This is a genomic window from Aeromonas rivuli (assembly GCF_020149575.1).
Taxonomy (GTDB): domain Bacteria; phylum Pseudomonadota; class Gammaproteobacteria; order Enterobacterales; family Aeromonadaceae; genus Aeromonas; species Aeromonas rivuli.
Genome location: NZ_CP079742.1, coordinates 12,308 through 28,054, shown reverse-complemented (window position 1 = coordinate 28,054; position 15,747 = coordinate 12,308). Strand labels below are relative to the sequence as shown.

The following is a 15,747-nucleotide window of genomic DNA, read 5'->3' as shown; positions in this document are numbered from 1 at the left end:
TGATAGCAGAAGCGGCAACTCAGCTCACGATGGGCAGGCTCATGCCGTTCCGATTCAGTTCCAGATAATTGACCAGATCATCGAAGGCCAGCGGCCTGCTGAGCAGATAGCCCTGGGTAAAGGCACAGCCTTTGTGGCAGAGGAAGTTGAGCTGCTCCTGGGTCTCCACCCCCTCGATCACCACCTGCATGCCGAGGTTGTGCACTATGTTGATGATGCCATCGAGCAGCATGCTGTCCTGTTCATTGAAGGGGATGTGGCGCACGAAGCTGCGGTCTATCTTGACCAGATCCACCGGGAAAGTGCGCAGATAGGTGAGTGCCGAATAACCGGTGCCGAAGTCGTCGATGGCCAGCTTGCAGCCAGCCTGACGCAGGGCCTCGATGCGGATCCTGTGCTGATCGCTGCTCTCCATCAACAGCGATTCGGTGATCTCGATGATGATGTCGCTCGGGCTCAGCTGGAAGTGCTCAATCACCCTCAACCATTCGGAGGCCTGGGGATCTATGGTCTGGAACTCCAGGGTGGAGCGATTGATGGACATCTGCAGCTCGGGGAAACCCGAGCCCTGCAGGCGAGCCAGATCGCGGCAGGATTGCCACAACACCAGGGCTCCCAGACTCTGGATCAGGCCCGCTTCCTCTGCCAGGGGAATGAAGTCAGCCGGTGATACCTGCCCCCACTGCGGGTGATACCAGCGCACCAGCGCCTCCAGCTTGGCCACCCGCCCGCTGCGATTGTCCCAGATCGGCTGATACGCCATGGTCAGCTGCTCTTGCTTGATGGCCTCCGCCAGATCCTGCTGCATCTGGTGGCGCTGGCGCACCTCTTCACGCATGGCGGCGCAGTAGCTGTCGAGGGGCCGCCCCTTACGTTTGGCAGCAAACAGCGCCTGCTCGGCATTGCGCAGCAACTCATCGCTCTCGCTGCCATCGCTCGGGCAGAGGGTGACACCTATGGTCGCCGTCACATAGAGCTGCTGATTGGCCAGCATGAACGGACGGGCGAAGCTGCCCTGCACCTGTTTGGCAAACACCTCAGCCTGGCGGCGACTGACGATGCCTGGCACCAGGAAGGCGAACTCATCACCGCCGATGCGGGCCACCAGATCCTCGGTGCGTACCCGGCTCACCAGTCGATCGGAGACCTCCCGCAGCAGGGCGTCCCCCACATGGTGATCCATGCTGTTGTTGACCGCCTTGAAGTTGTTGAGATCCAGCACCATGAGCGCGAAGCGCTCGCCCCGCTCACAGAAGCGGGTCAGGCTGCGGCCAAACAGCCAGCGGTTCGGCAGGCCGGTGAGGTTGTCGTAGTTGGCCTGGGTCGCAATCTTCTGTTCGGCAAGCTTGGTTTGGGAAATATCGCTGGAGATGGCGATATATTGGGTGATCTTGCCCCCTTCGCGCAGGGCGCTGATCATCAGCTGCTGGGGGTAAAGCTTGCCATTCTTGCGCTTGTTCCACACCTCGCCACGCCAGATACCGACCCGGGACAGGGTATGGTACATGTCGGCATAGAAGGCCTCATCATGGAGCCCTGACTTGAGCAGGCTGGGGCGCTGACCACAAGCCTCCTCACTGCAATAGCCGGTGATCCGCTCGAAGGCCGGGTTGACCGAGATGATGCGACTCTCGGCATCGCACACCAGTATGGCTTCGGAGAGATTGTCATAGACCCGGTGGGAGAGCTTGAGCTGCTCGGCATGACGGCGGGCGTCATCTATGTTCTCCAGCAGCAACATCAAGTGTTCCGGCTCCTGGCGATCATTGCGTACCAGGGTCAGGGTGACCCGGCCCCAGAGGTCATGGCCCTCCTTGTGGCGGTAGCGCTTCTCCAGGGTGACGGCACTGCGCTCCCCACGCACCAGCTCCCCATAGCTCGCCAGGCTGCGCAGCCAATCCTCCGGGTGGTGGAGCTCGGCGGCCGTTCTGTGCAGCAACTCCCCCTCGCGATAACCCAAGATGTTGGCGATGGCCGGATTCGCCCACAGGAGCCGCCCCTGCAGATCCAGCTTGCCGATACCGACCGGGGCATGTGCCAGCATGGCATCCATGGCGGGGGAAGGAAGGAGAGAGGGGCTCGGGGTCTGAGGCAGGCCGAGAGCCAGCTCGCGGCCAGCCAGGGGGGCCAGCAGGCGCAGCACACTCATCACCCTGTCCATGCACTCCTGGCCCTGATGGAACCAGAGGCTGCAGAGGCCTATGGTCTCGCCATGGGCATTCTTGAGGGCGATGCCGGCATAGCCGCGCACCTCATCATGGGTCATGAAGATGGTGGCGAGGGGAAACAGCTGGGGTAAGCGATCGCTGAACCAGGCTTCACCTTGTTGCAGCACTATCTCTCCGGGCGTAGCGGCGATGGGGAACACTTCCCCCTTCATGCCCAGGGTGGCCGGATAGGCAGCATGGATCTCGAACCCCAGACCGCTGCTATCTCGCCCCGCGATCAATACAACGTCTGCCTGTACCGCCGCCGCGAGTTCAGTCACGAAGCTGTCAAAATACCCCAGCCCACTGGTGTGAGACAGGTTTGACATGATCCGGTAGACAGATGTGAGTGCTCGCCTCATGGCAAGATGCATTCTCTCCTTTAAGTACGAAGGGCGACTCTACTCAAGAGCGCAGGTCAGTGCAAATCGGGTCATCGTAAGGCATTCAAATTACGTTAAAAAAGGGACCAAAGGTCCCTTTTTATTACGAAAATCAGGCTGCGATCCCGCTATGGCGTAAAAGTGCATCCACTTGAGGCTCTCTCCCCCGGAAGGCACGGAACAATTCCATCGGCTCCTTGGACCCTCCCTTCTCCAGAATATGAGTCAGGAACGCCTGGCCCGTCTGGGGGTTGAAGATCCCCTCCTCCTCGAAACGGGAGAAGGCATCCGCCGACAGCACCTCGGCCCACTTGTAGCTGTAATAGCCAGCCCCGTAACCACCGGCGAAGATGTGGGAGAAGCTGTGCTGGAAGCGGTTGAAGGCGGGAGGCGTCAGCACGGCGACCTGGCTGCGCACCTCGGCCAGCAACGCCGGGATCTGATCCGGCTTGGCCGGATCAAACTCCTGGTGCAGACGGAAGTCGAACAGGGCAAATTCCAGCTGGCGCAGCATCTGCATCGCCGCCTGGAAGTTGCGGGCCGTCAGCATCTTGACCAGCAGATCCTCGGGCAGAGGGTCCCCCGTCTCATGGTGGCTGGAGATGAAGGACAGCGCCTCGGACTCCCAGCACCAGTTTTCGAGGAACTGGCTGGGCAGCTCGACCGCATCCCAGGCCACACCATTGATGCCCGCCACCCCGGCCACATCTATCTGGGTCAGCATATGGTGTATGCCGTGGCCAAACTCGTGGAACAGGGTCACCACTTCGTTGTGGGTGAAGAGTGCCGGCTTGCCGTCGACCGGGCCATTGAAGTTGCAGGTCAGGTAGGCCACCGGGTTTTGCAGTGAGCCATCCTGACGATAACGACGACCCAGGCAGACATCCATCCAGGCCCCGCCCTGCTTGTGTTCCCGGGCATAGAGATCCAGATAGAAGCTGCCACGCAGCTCGTCTTCACTGTCGAAAATATCGAAGAAGCGCACATCCGGATGCCAGGTCTCGATGCCGTAACGCTCGCGCACCTTCATGCCAAAGACCCGGCGTACCACCTCGAACAGGCCATGGACGACCTTGCCCGCCGGGAAATAGGGGCGCAACTGTTCATCCGAGATGGAGAACTTGTGCTGCTTCAGCTTCTCGGCGTAATAAGCGAGATCCCAGGCTGAGAGCTCACTCTGGCCATGATGCTCGGCGGCGAAGGCGCGGATTTCGTCGAGTTCGACCCGCCCCTGGGGCAGGGATTTCTCGGCCAAGTCGGTGAGGAAGCCCACCACCTGTTCCGGTTTGTCCGCCATCTTGGTGGCCAGGGACAACTCGGCGTAATTGGCAAAGCCGAGCAACTGAGCCAGCTCTCGGCGCAAGGAGAGCAGCTCGGTCATGATGGCGCTGTTGTCCCACTTGCCCGCATTCGGGCCCTGATCCGAGGCGCGGGTGCAGTAAGCCGCATACAGCTCTTCACGCAGCGCCCGGCTGTCGGCATACATCATCACCGGCAGGTAGGAGGGAATATCCAGGGTAAACAGCCAGCCCTGCTGCTGCCGCGCCGTAGCCAACTGTTTGGCGGCGGCCAGCACGCTCGCGGGCAAGCCAGCCAGTTCGGCCTCGTCGGTCACCAGCTTGCTCCAGCTCATGGTCGCATCCAGCACATTGTTGCTAAAGCGGGAGGCCAGCTCGGAGAGGCGCGCCTGGATCTCGCCGTAGCGCAGTTGCTGCTCGGCAGGCAGGCCGATGCCGGACAGACGAAAATCGCGCAGGGTGTTCTCTATCTCTTTGCGCTGGGCGGCGCCGAGACGGGGAAAATCATCGCTCTGGGCCAGCTCGCGATAGGCCTGGTAGAGCCCCTCATGTTGGCCGACATAGGTCTGGAATTCGGATAACAGCGGCAGGCAGGCATCGTGGGCGGCACGCAGCGCCTCGCTGTTCATGACGGCGTTCAGGTGGCTGACGGGTGACCAGATGCGGGCCAGGCGATCGTTGACCTCCTCCAGAGGGGCGATCAGGCTGTCCCAGGTGTGGGATTCCGTCTGGGTCAGTACATCCTGGATCTTCTGTTTGCTATCAGATATCGCCTGCGCCACGGCAGGCTGGACATGCTCAGGCTGAATGCGGCTGAAAAGCGGCAAGGAGTCCATTGTCAGCAAAGGGTTATTCATCCTGTCGTACCTCATCTCTAAGCCCCTGCTGTCCAGAAGCCTTATTATTTTGCTTGGACCATCTAAGATGTAGGCTCCGACAGCAATAATCAAGCCTTTGCCTGCAAACCCTCGGCTCGCGCACAGCTTGTGGCAAACCCCCACGACAGCCGGAAACGAAGCGGTTAGACTGAGCCCCTCACTATCCAGACCGCAAGGACGCCATGTCAGGACTCTTCCCTCAGACCGCAAAAGCCTTTGGCTTTAACGGACTCTCCTATCGGCTGCTCTCTTACATCCTCATCTGCAGCACGGCCCTGGCCTTTATCATCACGGCGCTGCAGCTCGTCTGGGACTACCGCAAGGATGTGGCGCTCATCGAGGGCAGCATTGACCAGATCCACGCCTCCTTTCTCCAACCCATCTCCGCCAGCCTGTGGAACCTGGATGAAGAGCAGGTCAAGGTGCAGATAGAGGGCATCATGAACCTGCCTAACATGCAGTTCGTCATGGTCAAGGAGATGCTGGGTAGCTCGGAAGTACCGCTGCTGACCCAGGGGGCAGAGCGGGACAGCTATGACATCTCCCGCGAGTTTCCCCTGACCTATCAGGGTGAGCTGGTCGGCAAGCTCTTCGTCGCCGCCTCTCTTGACCAGGTTTATCAAAGGCTTATAGAAAAGTCCGTGCTAATACTGGTCAGCCAGACCATCAAGACCCTGGTGGTCTCGTTTTGCATACTGTTCATCATTTACTATCTGGTGATCAGGCACCTGCACCGCATCGCCCAGTACACGGAGCAGTTCAATCTGGATCGCCTCGCGATCTCCCTCACCCTGGAGGGGCGCCCCCTGCCCCGCAAGAAGCCCGATGAGCTCGATACCCTGGTTGCCACCCTCAACGAGATGCGCAGCCGCTTGCAGGATGAACTCATGGCTCGCCATCAATCCGCCGAGCAGTTGCAGCAAGAGCGCGACTTCTCCGCCACCCTGATCAACTCGGCCAACATGGTCATCTGCTGCCTGGATCCCGATCTCACCATCGCCAGCGTCAATCCGGCAGCCATTCTGCTCACCGGCTACCACCAGCAGGAGATCCAGGGTCACAACTGGCTGGAGCTGTTCGTGGATGAGGCCCAGCGCGACCCCATCCGGGCCCGCATAGCGGCGCAGGAGAAGATTGAGGATGAAGAGTTGCTGATGCGCGATCAAGACGGCGGCGAGCTCACCTTGCAGTGGACCTTCGCCCCTTTCTATGAGGGAGAAGCGCTCAAATACTTGATAGGCTTTGGTTATGACATCACCCGACTCAAGCTGATCGAGCGGGAGATCACCGAATTCAACGAGCAGCTTGAAGGGAAAGTGCAGGAGCGTACCCGCAGCCTGAGCGACGCCAACGAGCAGCTGGGTCAGGCCTATGATGACCTGAAGCAGGCCCAGCAGACCCTGGTGGAGTCGGAAAAAATGGCCTCTCTGGGATCCCTTGTGGCCGGGGTTGCCCATGAGATCAACACGCCAATCGGCATCAGTGTGACCGCCTCCTCCTATCTGCAGGAGCAGGTGACCGCCTTCAAACAGCACCTTGATGCCAAACAGCTGTCACGCAGCTATCTCAACGAATTCACCCTCAATCTGGATGAGTCCATGCAGCTGTTGCAGAGCAATCTGCGTCGGGCCTCCGAGCTGATTGCCAGCTTCAAACAGGTGGCGGTCGATCAATCCTCGGAGGCGCGATACAGCTTCAATGTCTCCGACAACCTGCATCAGGTGGTGGTCTCCCTCGGTCACAAGCTCAAGAAGGCCCAGTGCGAGCTGGATATACAGTGCGATCCCAAGCTCAGCCTCTACTCCTTCCCCGGCAGCTTCACCCAGATCTACTCCAACCTGATCCTCAACTCCATCCATCACGGTTTCGACGATTGGGACAGACCCAAGAAGATTACCATCAGGGTAGAGCGCCGGGATGAGAGGCTGGTGATCGACTACTCGGACAACGGTCGTGGCATCCCGGCCGCCATATTGCCGCGCATCTTCGATCCCTTCGTCACCTCCAAGCGTGGCCAGGGGGGAAGCGGGCTCGGTTGTCACATCATTTACAACCTGGTGGTGCAGCTGTTGCGCGGCCGCATTCACTGCAGCAGCGACCCCGGCCACGGTGCCCAATTCCACATCAGCGTCCCCATGCAGGTCAGCTGAGCCCGACCTGGCTGCCCGTTTGATGCTGGCGTTCGATGGCACCCATCGACAGATAACTGGACACCGGCTCTTGTGAGCCGGTGCTTTTGTCCCCATCATCGGGTATTGCACCCTAAACAAGTGGAGAGCCACACCCATGGCACAGCATTTTGACTATATCGCCATCGGCGGCGGCAGTGGCGGTATCGCCTCGGCCAATCGCGCCGCCATGCATGGCAAAAAAGTAGCCCTGATCGAAGCAAAAGAGCTGGGGGGTACCTGTGTCAACGTCGGCTGTGTGCCCAAGAAAGCCATGTGGTATGCCGGCCAGATCGCCGATGCGCTCAGATATGGCGCCGACTACGGCTTCGATACCACACTCAACCACTTCAGCTGGGCCAAACTGGTCGAGTCACGCCAGGCTTACATCAGCCGCATTCACCACTCCTATGAAAATGTGCTCGGCAAGAACAAGATCACCGTCATCAGGGGCTTCGCCCGCTTCATCGATGGCAAGACGATCGAGGTCAATGGCGAGCAGTACAGCGCCGATCACATACTGATCGCCACCGGCGGTCATCCGGAAGTCCCCACTATTCCCGGTGCCGAACATGGCATAGATTCCGATGGCTTCTTCGCCTTGAGCAGTCAGCCCAAGCGCGTCGCCGTGGTCGGTGCGGGTTATATCGCCGTCGAGATCGCCGGTGTCATGCAGGCCCTGGGCTCGGAGACCCACCTGGTGGTGCGCAAGCAGGGCCCGCTGCGCAGTTTCGATCCCATGGTCCAGGAGACCCTGGTCGAGATCATGGCCGCCGAAGGCCCCAAGCTGCACACCCATGCCGTGCCCAAAGCCATCATCAAGAACGCCGATGACAGCCTGACCCTGCAACTGGAAGATGGCCGCCATCTGACCGTCGACTGCCTGATCTGGGCCATAGGTCGCGCGCCTGCCACCGACCGGCTCAACCTGGCCGTTGCCGGGGTCACCCTGGATGCCAAGGGTTATATCCAGACCGACAAGTTCCAGAACACCCAGGTCCCCGGCATCTATGCGGTGGGTGACAACACCGGCCGCATCCAGCTCACCCCGGTAGCCGTCGCCGCCGGCCGTCGCCTCTCCGAGCGGCTGTTCAACAACAAGCCAGACGAGCACCTCAACTACGATCTGGTGCCGACCGTGGTGTTCAGCCACCCCCCCATCGGCACCATAGGCCTGACCGAACCCGAGGCCATCGCCGAGTATGGCGAGAGCCAGGTCAAGGTCTATCGCAGCCAGTTCACCGCCATGTATTCGGCCCTGACCCAGCATCGCCAGCCCACCCGCATGAAGCTGGTCTGCGTCGGGCCAGAGGAGAAGGTGGTCGGCCTGCACGGCATAGGTTTCGCCATGGACGAGATCCTGCAAGGCTTCGGCGTGGCCATGAAGATGGGCGCCACCAAGGCGGATTTTGACAACTGCGTCGCCATTCATCCGACCAGCGCCGAAGAGTTCGTGACGATGCGCTAAGAGCATCCGAAGCGGATCTATCACCATCAGGAATGCTTCGGACACTGCGTTGCAATACTCATCCCACCAATGCCGAAGAGTTCGTGACCATTCGACAAGGTCCACTTCTGAGTCTCAAACCCGGCCAAGTGCCGGGTTTTTCTTTCTGCCGCACCAGCGATGCACGCTGCGATGAAATTACGTTAACCCTATCTTTTTACGGTAATTTTACGCCAACCACCGGCCACTTTATGGCGCCTTTACGCCCTTGTTCCATATGCTTTCAGGGTCAAATCCGACCTTGGAAATTTCGCTATGGAGTCGCTATGAACTGGCTGTATCTACTGCTTGTCCTCGCCCTCGTCTGTTACTTGGCTCGCGCTCTGACGCGCAGCCATGAGTGAGGAAACCATCATGTGGCAAGCCTATCTCTACCCGGCCGCCTTCGTGCTGCTGGTACTGCTCCCCGCCCCCTGGCTGGGTGCTTATATTCACCGGGTTTTCGAGGGACGGGTCAGCTGGCTGGCCCCCCTCGAGCGCCTCACCCTGGGTTGCTGTGGCACCGATGGCCGGGAGCAGGACTGGAAGTCCTATGGCCTGAGTCTGATCGCCTTCAACGGCGCAGGTGCCGGTCTGCTGTTCCTGATCCTGATGGCCCAAGGACTGCTGCCCCTCAACCCACAAGAGCTGCCAGGGTTGAGCTGGTCCCTGGCCCTCAATACCGCGGTCAGCTTCATGACCAACACCAACTGGCAAGCCTATTCCGGTGAAGCCAGCCTCTCCTATTTCAGCCAGATGGTCGGGCTCACGACCCAGAACTTCGTCTCGGCCGGTACCGGGGCCACTGTGGCCATCGCCCTGTTCCGTGGCTTGTCCCGCCAGCAGACCCATCATCTGGGCAACTTCTGGCGCGATCTGGTGCGCTTCTGCCTCTATGTCTTGCTGCCCATGGCGCTGATCATGGCCCTGCTGCTGGTCTGGCAAGGGGTTCCCCAGAGTCTGTCTGCCTACCTGCCATTCCATGGTGTGGAAGGACAGGAGCAGCTTATGCCGCTGGGTCCTGCCGCCTCGCAGATTGCCATCAAGCAGCTCGGTTCCAACGGGGGCGGCTTCTTCGGGGTCAACTCGGCTCATCCGTTCGAGAACCCGACCGCCCTCGCCAACTGGCTGGAGATGGTCACCCTGCTGACCCTGCCCGCCGCCATGGTCTGCACCCTCGGCCGCTACGTGAAGGATGCGGGCCACAGCCGCGCCATCCTGGCGGCCATGACCCTGCTGCTGGTACTGGGGCTCAGCCTCGCCATCAGCCAGGAGCTCAAGGCAGATCCCAATCTGGCGCAACTGAGCAGTCAGGCGGGTAACTGGGAGGGCAAGGAGAGCCGCTTCGGCCCTGTGCTGTCCAGCATCTGGGAAGTGGCGACCACTGCCGCCTCCAACGGTTCGGTCAATGCCATGCACGACAGCTTCACCCCCCTGGGTGGCATGGTCGGCATGATCAACATGTTGCTGGGCGAGGTGGTGTTTGGCGGCGTCGGTGCCGGTATCTACGGCATGATGCTGTTCGTGTTGCTGACCGTCTTCCTGTGCGGGCTCATGGTGGGGCGCACCCCCAGCTACCTCGGCAAGCGACTCGGCATCACTGAGATGAAGTGGGTCGTTGCCAGCATGCTGGTCATGCCGGTTGGGGTATTGGTGATCGGTGGCCTCACCCTGCTGATGCCCGGCTCGCAAGCCATCATCGGTCACGATGGCCCCCACGGCCTGTCTCGGCTGCTCTATGCCTACGCCTCGGCGGCGGGCAACAACGGCTCCGCCTTCGCCGGTTTCGGCGCCGCCGACAGCTGGCAATGTGTCGCCATCGCCCTGGCCATGCTGCTTGGTCGCTTTGGTTACATCATCCCGGTACTCGCCATCGCCGGCCAACTCGCCAAGGCACCCACCCAGGAGCGGGGCGATGGGGACTTCCCGGTACGCGGCCCGCTGTTTATTACCTTGCTTATCATCACTGTCCTGCTGATGGGCGGCCTCTCCTTCCTGCCCGTGCTGGCACTGGGACCCGTCGCCGAACATCTGCTGCTAGGAGTTCAACCATGAGCCTATCCAATGCCAATTCGCTGACCGGGGACGCCACCAGCGGCAAGAGTCACTCCTTGCTGGCCCAGGCCGCCATCACGGCGCTGCGGCGCTTCCACCCCAAGGCGCTGCTGGCCAGCCCCATCCTCTTTACGCTCTGGCTGGCGGCGCTGATGGCTACCATAGAGTCCCTGCTTGGCCAGCCCCTCTCCGGGGTAACTGCCAGCCTGGCCTGGCAGCTCACGGCCTGGTTGTGGCTGACCCTCTGGTTTGCCAACTTTGCCGAGGCGCTGGCCGAGGGGAGAGGCAAAGCCAGGGCCGACAGCCTGAAGGCGGGCATGAGCCAGCTTCAGGCACGCTGGGTCAGCTCCCCGGAGGACAGTCTCGGCAGCTGGATCCCCGCCAGTCAATTGGTGAAGGGGGACATGGTGCTGGTCTGCAGTGGCGAGACCATACCGGCGGATGGTGAGGTCATCGCCGGGATCGCCTCGGTCAACGAGGCCGCCATCACCGGGGAATCTGCCCCCGTCATTCGCGAGTCCGGTACGGATCGCAGTGGTGTCACCGGCAACACCCAGGTTGTGTCGGACAGGATCTGGGTGCGCGTCACCCAGAATCCAGGCGAGAGCACCCTCGACAGAATGATTGCACTGGTCGAAGGAGCAAAACGCCAGAAGACCCCGAATGAGATGGCCCTCGATGCCCTGCTGGTCGGACTGACCCTGATCTTCTTGTTGGTGGTCGCAACCCTGCCCTGGTTCCTCGGCTACAACGGCAGCCAGGTGCCCAGACTCTATCTGATCGCGCTCTTTATCACCCTGATCCCGACCACCATCGGCGGCCTGCTCTCCGCCATCGGTATCGCCGGCATGGACCGGCTGGTAAAGCTCAATGTCATTGCCAAATCGGGTCGGGCGGTCGAAGCGGCCGGGGACGTTCGCACGCTCTTGCTCGACAAGACGGGGACCATCACCTTCGGCAACCGCATGGCGGACGAGTTCATTCCGGCGCCCGGCATAGAACCCGCCATGCTGGCTCAGGCGGCCATGCTGGCCTCCCTTGGCGATAACACCCCAGAGGGGAAATCCATCCTGACCCTGGCGGCCAAGAGCCAGACCAGGCCTAGCCTGGACCCGGATGATCGCCTGATCCCCTTCAGTGCCGAGACCCGGTTGAGCGGGCTGGATCGGGGTCATCTTCAGTATCGCAAAGGGGCCGTCGATGCCGTCCTCGCCTATCTGGGAATGACCCCCAAACAGCTGGTCGAGCCAATCCGCCTGGCGGTGGAGAAGATTGCGCGTCAGGGTGGCACCCCGCTGCTGGTCTGCAATCAGGAGAAATTGCTCGGGGCCGTCACCCTCAAGGACATCATCAAGCCCGGTATCAAGGCGCGCTTCCAGATGTTGCGCCATCTTGGCATCCGCACCGTGATGATCACCGGGGACAACCCGCTCACCGCCGCCGCCATCGCCGCCGAGGCCGGGGTGGATGACTTCATCGCCGAAGCAACGCCGGAGAAGAAGCTGGCCTATATCCGTCAGGAGCAGGCGGGTGGACGCTTGGTGGCCATGTGCGGCGATGGCGCCAATGACGCCCCGGCCCTGGCCCAGGCCGATGTGGGTCTGGCCATGAACGAGGGCACCCAGGCCGCCAAGGAGGCGGGCAACCTGATTGACCTGGACTCCAACCCCACCAAGTTGCTGGACGTGGTGCAGGTCGGCAAGCAGTTGCTGGTGACCCGGGGAGCCCTGACGACCTTCTCCATCGCCAACGATGTGGCCAAATATTTCGCCATACTGCCCGCCCTGTTCATTGCCGCCTATCCGCAGCTCGATGCGTTGAACCTGATGCAGCTTGGCAGCCCCCAGAGCGCCATCTTGTCGGCCATCATCTTCAACGCCCTGATCATTGTGGCGCTGGTGCCTCTGGCCCTGCGTGGCGTCAGTCTGAGTGGCAGTGCCGCCAGCCTGCTGCGCCGCAACCTGCTGGTCTATGGCCTCGGCGGGCTGCTGGTTCCCTTTGTCGGCATCAAGCTCATCGATCTCGTCGTCACCGGCTTTGGCCTGGTGTAGCAAAACCCCATGGGGGCCACTGATGCAGGCCCCCGATTCATCGCGTTCGCCGTCACCGGCCGAACGCCAGGAAGAAGGACAAATCATGATAGCCATCAGAACACTGCTCACCCTGACCCTGTTGCTCGGCGTCGCCTACCCGCTGACCGTCACCCTGGTGTCCCAGCTCATCTTTCCCTGGCAGGCCAATGGCAGCCAGATTATCAGCCAGGAGAACAAGCTTGTCGGTAGCGCCCTGCTGGCCCAGTCGTTCAGCAAGGAGGAGTACTTCCACTCCCGCCCCTCCGCCAGCGCCTATGCCAGCGTGGGGGGTGGCGGCAGCAATCTGGGGATGAGCTCCCCGCTGCGCGCCGAGTTTGCCCATCAGCAAGCCGCCGCCGGACAGGATAACTCCCCCGCCATGCTGACCCGTTCAGGTTCAGGGCTGGACCCGCAGCTGCCCCTCGATGCCGTGCTGGCTCAGGTGGCCCGCGTCGCCCAGGCCAGGCAACTGGATCCAGAACAGCTGACGGAGCTGGTCAAGTCCCGGGCACAAGCTGGTATCCTAGGCCCGCAAATCGTCAATATTCTCGAGCTGAATCTGGTGCTCGATAAGGAAAAGGATGCGTGATGAGCAGAGGGCCGATGCCCTGCTGGCCAGCCTGGCAGAGGAGAGCAAAGGCAGGCTGAAGGTCTTTCTGGGCGCGGCCCCTGGCGTAGGCAAGACCTACGCCATGTTGCAGGCGGCACGGGAACAGGCCAGGGAAGGGACGGACATACTGATAGGTGTGGTGGAGACCCATGGCCGCCAGGAGACCCTGGCCCTGCTCGATCAGCTGGCTATCTTGCCGCGCAAGACCCATCTGCATCGTCAGCAACGGCTCGATGAGATGGATCTCGATGGCCTGCTGACCCGCAAACCCGCCATCGCCGTGGTCGATGAACTGGCACACAGCAACGCCCCGGGGAGCCGCCATGAGAAGCGCTGGCAGGATGTGCAGGAGCTGCTCGATGCCGGTATCGACGTCTATACCACCCTCAATGTGCAGCATCTGGAGAGCCTCAACGATCTGGTATGGCAACTGACGGGGGTCAGGGTCAGGGAGACGCTGCCAGACAGCGTCTTGCTGGAAGCTGACAGCCTGGTGCTGATCGATCTGCCTCCGCGCGAGCTGCTCGATCGCCTGCGTGAGGGCAAGGTCTATGTGCCCCAGCAGGCCATGGCGGCCCTGCACTCCTTCTTCTCTCTCAACAACCTCACCGCCCTGCGCGAACTTGCGATGCAGACCGCGGCCAGTCATGTGGAGGGAGATCTGCAGTTGCAGTGGCAGGCGGCCGGCAAGAGTACCCAGCCCCTGCGCGGCAAGCTGATGGTCTGTCTCGGTGAACAACATGGCCCGGCTCTGGTGCGACACGGCCATCGCCTCGCCCAGCGCCGCCAGCTGCCCTGGTTGGTGGTGCATGTGGATAGTCGCGGGCAGCGGTCGGCCGAACTGGAGCAGGCCCTGGCCCTGGCCGCCCAACTGGGTGCCAAGGTGCTGACCCTCTCCAGCCCGGCGGTAGCCGATACCCTGATGGAGACGGCGGCCCAGCAGCAGGCCTCGCAGCTGCTGCTTGGCAAGCCCCACAAGGCCCCCTGGCGCAGATCCCTGGTGCAGCACCTGTTGCAGCGAGCCAGGGGACTGGAGATTACCCTGGTCGATACGGGCCCCCATCACGGGGGCCCCGTGCTGCGTGAAGCCCCCCCCGGACAGATCGGTCAGTGCCTGCTGGCGGTTGCCATCATGGCCATCACCTCGGCCATTGCCTGGGGTCTGTCTCATTGGTTACCCGCCGCCTCCCTGCCACTGCTGTTTGTGCTGGGGGTGCTGGCCACGGCGCTCACCACCAGTCAGCTGCCCGCCATTCTGGCCGCCATTCTGGGCTTTCTCGCCCATAACCTGCTGTTCACCGCCCCCTATTTCTCCCTGACGGTACACAGTCACAGCGACCTGCTGACCCTGTTCGTGCTGTTCATCGTCGGCATAGCGGCGGGGCGACTCGCCTCTCGCCAACGTCAGCAACTGATCGGGTTGCGTGAGACACAGCAGCTCGGCACCGCCCTGCTCTCCCTCAGCCAGGAGCTGGCCAGTGCCAACGGTCCGGAGGAGGTGTTGCGCCAAGGTGCGCAAGCCATCTCCCTGGCCCTGGCCCAACCCGCCTTCGCCATCGATAACCTCTATCAGGATCGCGCAGGTACCATCCCCTACCTGCCCGGCCAGACCGACAAGGCAGCCATCGACTGGAGCCTCTCCCAGCAACAGAGCGCCGGGGCCTACACCGCCACCCTCAACGCCGCCGAGGCTCAGTATCACCCCCTCACCCCCGAACTGGCCCTTGGTATCCGTCTGGCCCAACCCCTCTCTGCCTCTGCCGAACACCAGTTGCAGGCCCTGCTGACCGATATCCGTGCCGCCCTTGCCCGTATCGAACTGAATGAGCGGCTGGCCCAGAGCCAGTTGCAGGCGGAAACGGACAGGATGCGAGCCGCCCTGCTCTCCTCCGTCTCCCATGACCTGAAGACACCACTGGCCGCCATCATGGGGGCTGGCAGCACGCTCCTGGAGTACGGCGACAGAATTGGTCAACAGGACAGGGATGAGCTGCTCCATTCGGTGCAGGAAGAGGCGCAACGTCTGCACAGCTATGTGCAGAACCTGCTGGATATGACCCGCATTGGCTCCCCGGACTTCCAGCTCAAGCGCGACTGGGTGAGTCTGGCCGATCTGGTGGAGAGTGCCCGTCGCCGACTCGATACGTCCTGGCGCCAGCATGCCTTGTTGATCCATTTCGATCAGACCCCGCCTCTCCTCTATGTCCACGGCGCCCTGCTCGAGCAAGTGCTGGTCAACATCCTGGATAACGCCTCCCGCTACTCCCCGGCTGGCACGCCTATCGAGTTTCGAGTCATGCTGGCCGAGCCCGATCTCATCATGGATATCATCGACATCGGGGTCGGCATCGCCGCCGCAGACAGAGACAAGATCTTCAATCTCTTCTACACCCAACCCGTGGGAGACAGTGGCAGTCGTGGCACCGGGCTTGGCCTGGCCATCTCTCGCGCTATGATAGAGGCCCATGGCGGTCGTATCTGGGCCTTCGCCGGCCCCAATGGCAACGGCACCTGCATGCGTATCTCTCTGCCTTTGGCCCTCAATGCACCCGATGGGCAGGCTGAGATGGAGATGGCCAGACCATGATGG

General features: G+C 61.6%; 8 protein-coding genes. 6 read left to right on the top strand and 2 right to left on the bottom strand.

What is annotated here, in order from left to right:
- Nucleotides 1–19: 19 nt before the first annotated feature.
- Nucleotides 20–2,569: a putative bifunctional diguanylate cyclase/phosphodiesterase gene (locus KYK33_RS00100; RefSeq protein WP_224431656.1), complete on the bottom strand. Its 2,550-nt coding sequence runs from the start codon at nucleotides 2,567–2,569 to the stop codon at nucleotides 20–22.
- A 133-nt stretch (nucleotides 2,570–2,702) separates the two neighbouring features.
- Nucleotides 2,703–4,745 carry an oligopeptidase A gene (gene prlC / locus KYK33_RS00095; RefSeq protein ID WP_224431655.1) on the bottom strand — a complete coding sequence of 681 codons (2,043 nt, stop codon included), beginning with the start codon at nucleotides 4,743–4,745 and terminating at the stop codon, nucleotides 2,703–2,705.
- Between the two features lie 203 nt (nucleotides 4,746–4,948).
- On the opposite strand from prlC, the gene KYK33_RS00090 reads away from it, so the two are divergent.
- From KYK33_RS00090 to KYK33_RS00065, 6 genes are all read left to right on the top strand, one after another.
- Nucleotides 4,949–6,916: an ATP-binding protein gene (locus KYK33_RS00090; protein ID WP_224431654.1), complete on the top strand. Its 1,968-nt coding sequence runs from the start codon at nucleotides 4,949–4,951 to the stop codon at nucleotides 6,914–6,916.
- Nucleotides 6,917–7,052: 136 nt separating this feature from the next.
- Entirely contained in the window at nucleotides 7,053–8,402 is a 1,350-nt protein-coding gene (gene gorA, locus KYK33_RS00085) for a glutathione-disulfide reductase (RefSeq protein ID WP_224431653.1), read from the top strand.
- Between the two features lie 393 nt (nucleotides 8,403–8,795).
- Nucleotides 8,796–10,475, top strand: a complete 1,680-nt coding sequence (kdpA, locus tag KYK33_RS00080) for a potassium-transporting ATPase subunit KdpA (protein ID WP_042043971.1) — start codon at nucleotides 8,796–8,798, stop codon at nucleotides 10,473–10,475.
- Entirely contained in the window at nucleotides 10,472–12,526 is a 2,055-nt protein-coding gene (kdpB, locus tag KYK33_RS00075; protein WP_042043972.1) for a potassium-transporting ATPase subunit KdpB, read from the top strand. The genes kdpA and kdpB overlap by 4 nt, the downstream gene beginning before the upstream one ends.
- Nucleotides 12,527–12,611: 85 nt before the next feature.
- Nucleotides 12,612–13,136 (top strand): potassium-transporting ATPase subunit C, encoded by a 525-nt coding sequence (locus tag KYK33_RS00070; RefSeq protein ID WP_224431652.1) that lies wholly within the window; start codon nucleotides 12,612–12,614, stop codon nucleotides 13,134–13,136.
- Nucleotides 13,129–15,744, top strand: coding sequence for a sensor histidine kinase (locus tag KYK33_RS00065; protein WP_224431651.1), 2,616 nt, complete (start codon nucleotides 13,129–13,131; stop codon nucleotides 15,742–15,744). Before KYK33_RS00070 ends, KYK33_RS00065 begins: the two co-directional genes overlap by 8 nt.
- The last annotated feature ends 3 nt before the right edge of the window (nucleotides 15,745–15,747 follow it).

Bases quoted from the DNA above. Each gene is read 5' to 3' on its own strand.
- KYK33_RS00070 (WP_224431652.1), top strand. From the start codon at position 12,612: ATGATAGCCATCAGAACACTGCTCACCCTGACCCTGTTGCTCGGCGTC.
- kdpA (WP_042043971.1), top strand. From the start codon at position 8,796: ATGTGGCAAGCCTATCTCTACCCGGCCGCCTTCGTGCTGCTGGTACTG.
- KYK33_RS00100 (WP_224431656.1), bottom strand. From the start codon at position 2,569: ATGAGGCGAGCACTCACATCTGTCTACCGGATCATGTCAAACCTGTCT.
- kdpB (WP_042043972.1), top strand. From the start codon at position 10,472: ATGAGCCTATCCAATGCCAATTCGCTGACCGGGGACGCCACCAGCGGC.
- prlC (WP_224431655.1), bottom strand. From the start codon at position 4,745: ATGAATAACCCTTTGCTGACAATGGACTCCTTGCCGCTTTTCAGCCGC.
- KYK33_RS00090 (WP_224431654.1), top strand. From the start codon at position 4,949: ATGTCAGGACTCTTCCCTCAGACCGCAAAAGCCTTTGGCTTTAACGGA.
- KYK33_RS00065 (WP_224431651.1), top strand. From the start codon at position 13,129: ATGCGTGATGAGCAGAGGGCCGATGCCCTGCTGGCCAGCCTGGCAGAG.
- gorA (WP_224431653.1), top strand. From the start codon at position 7,053: ATGGCACAGCATTTTGACTATATCGCCATCGGCGGCGGCAGTGGCGGT.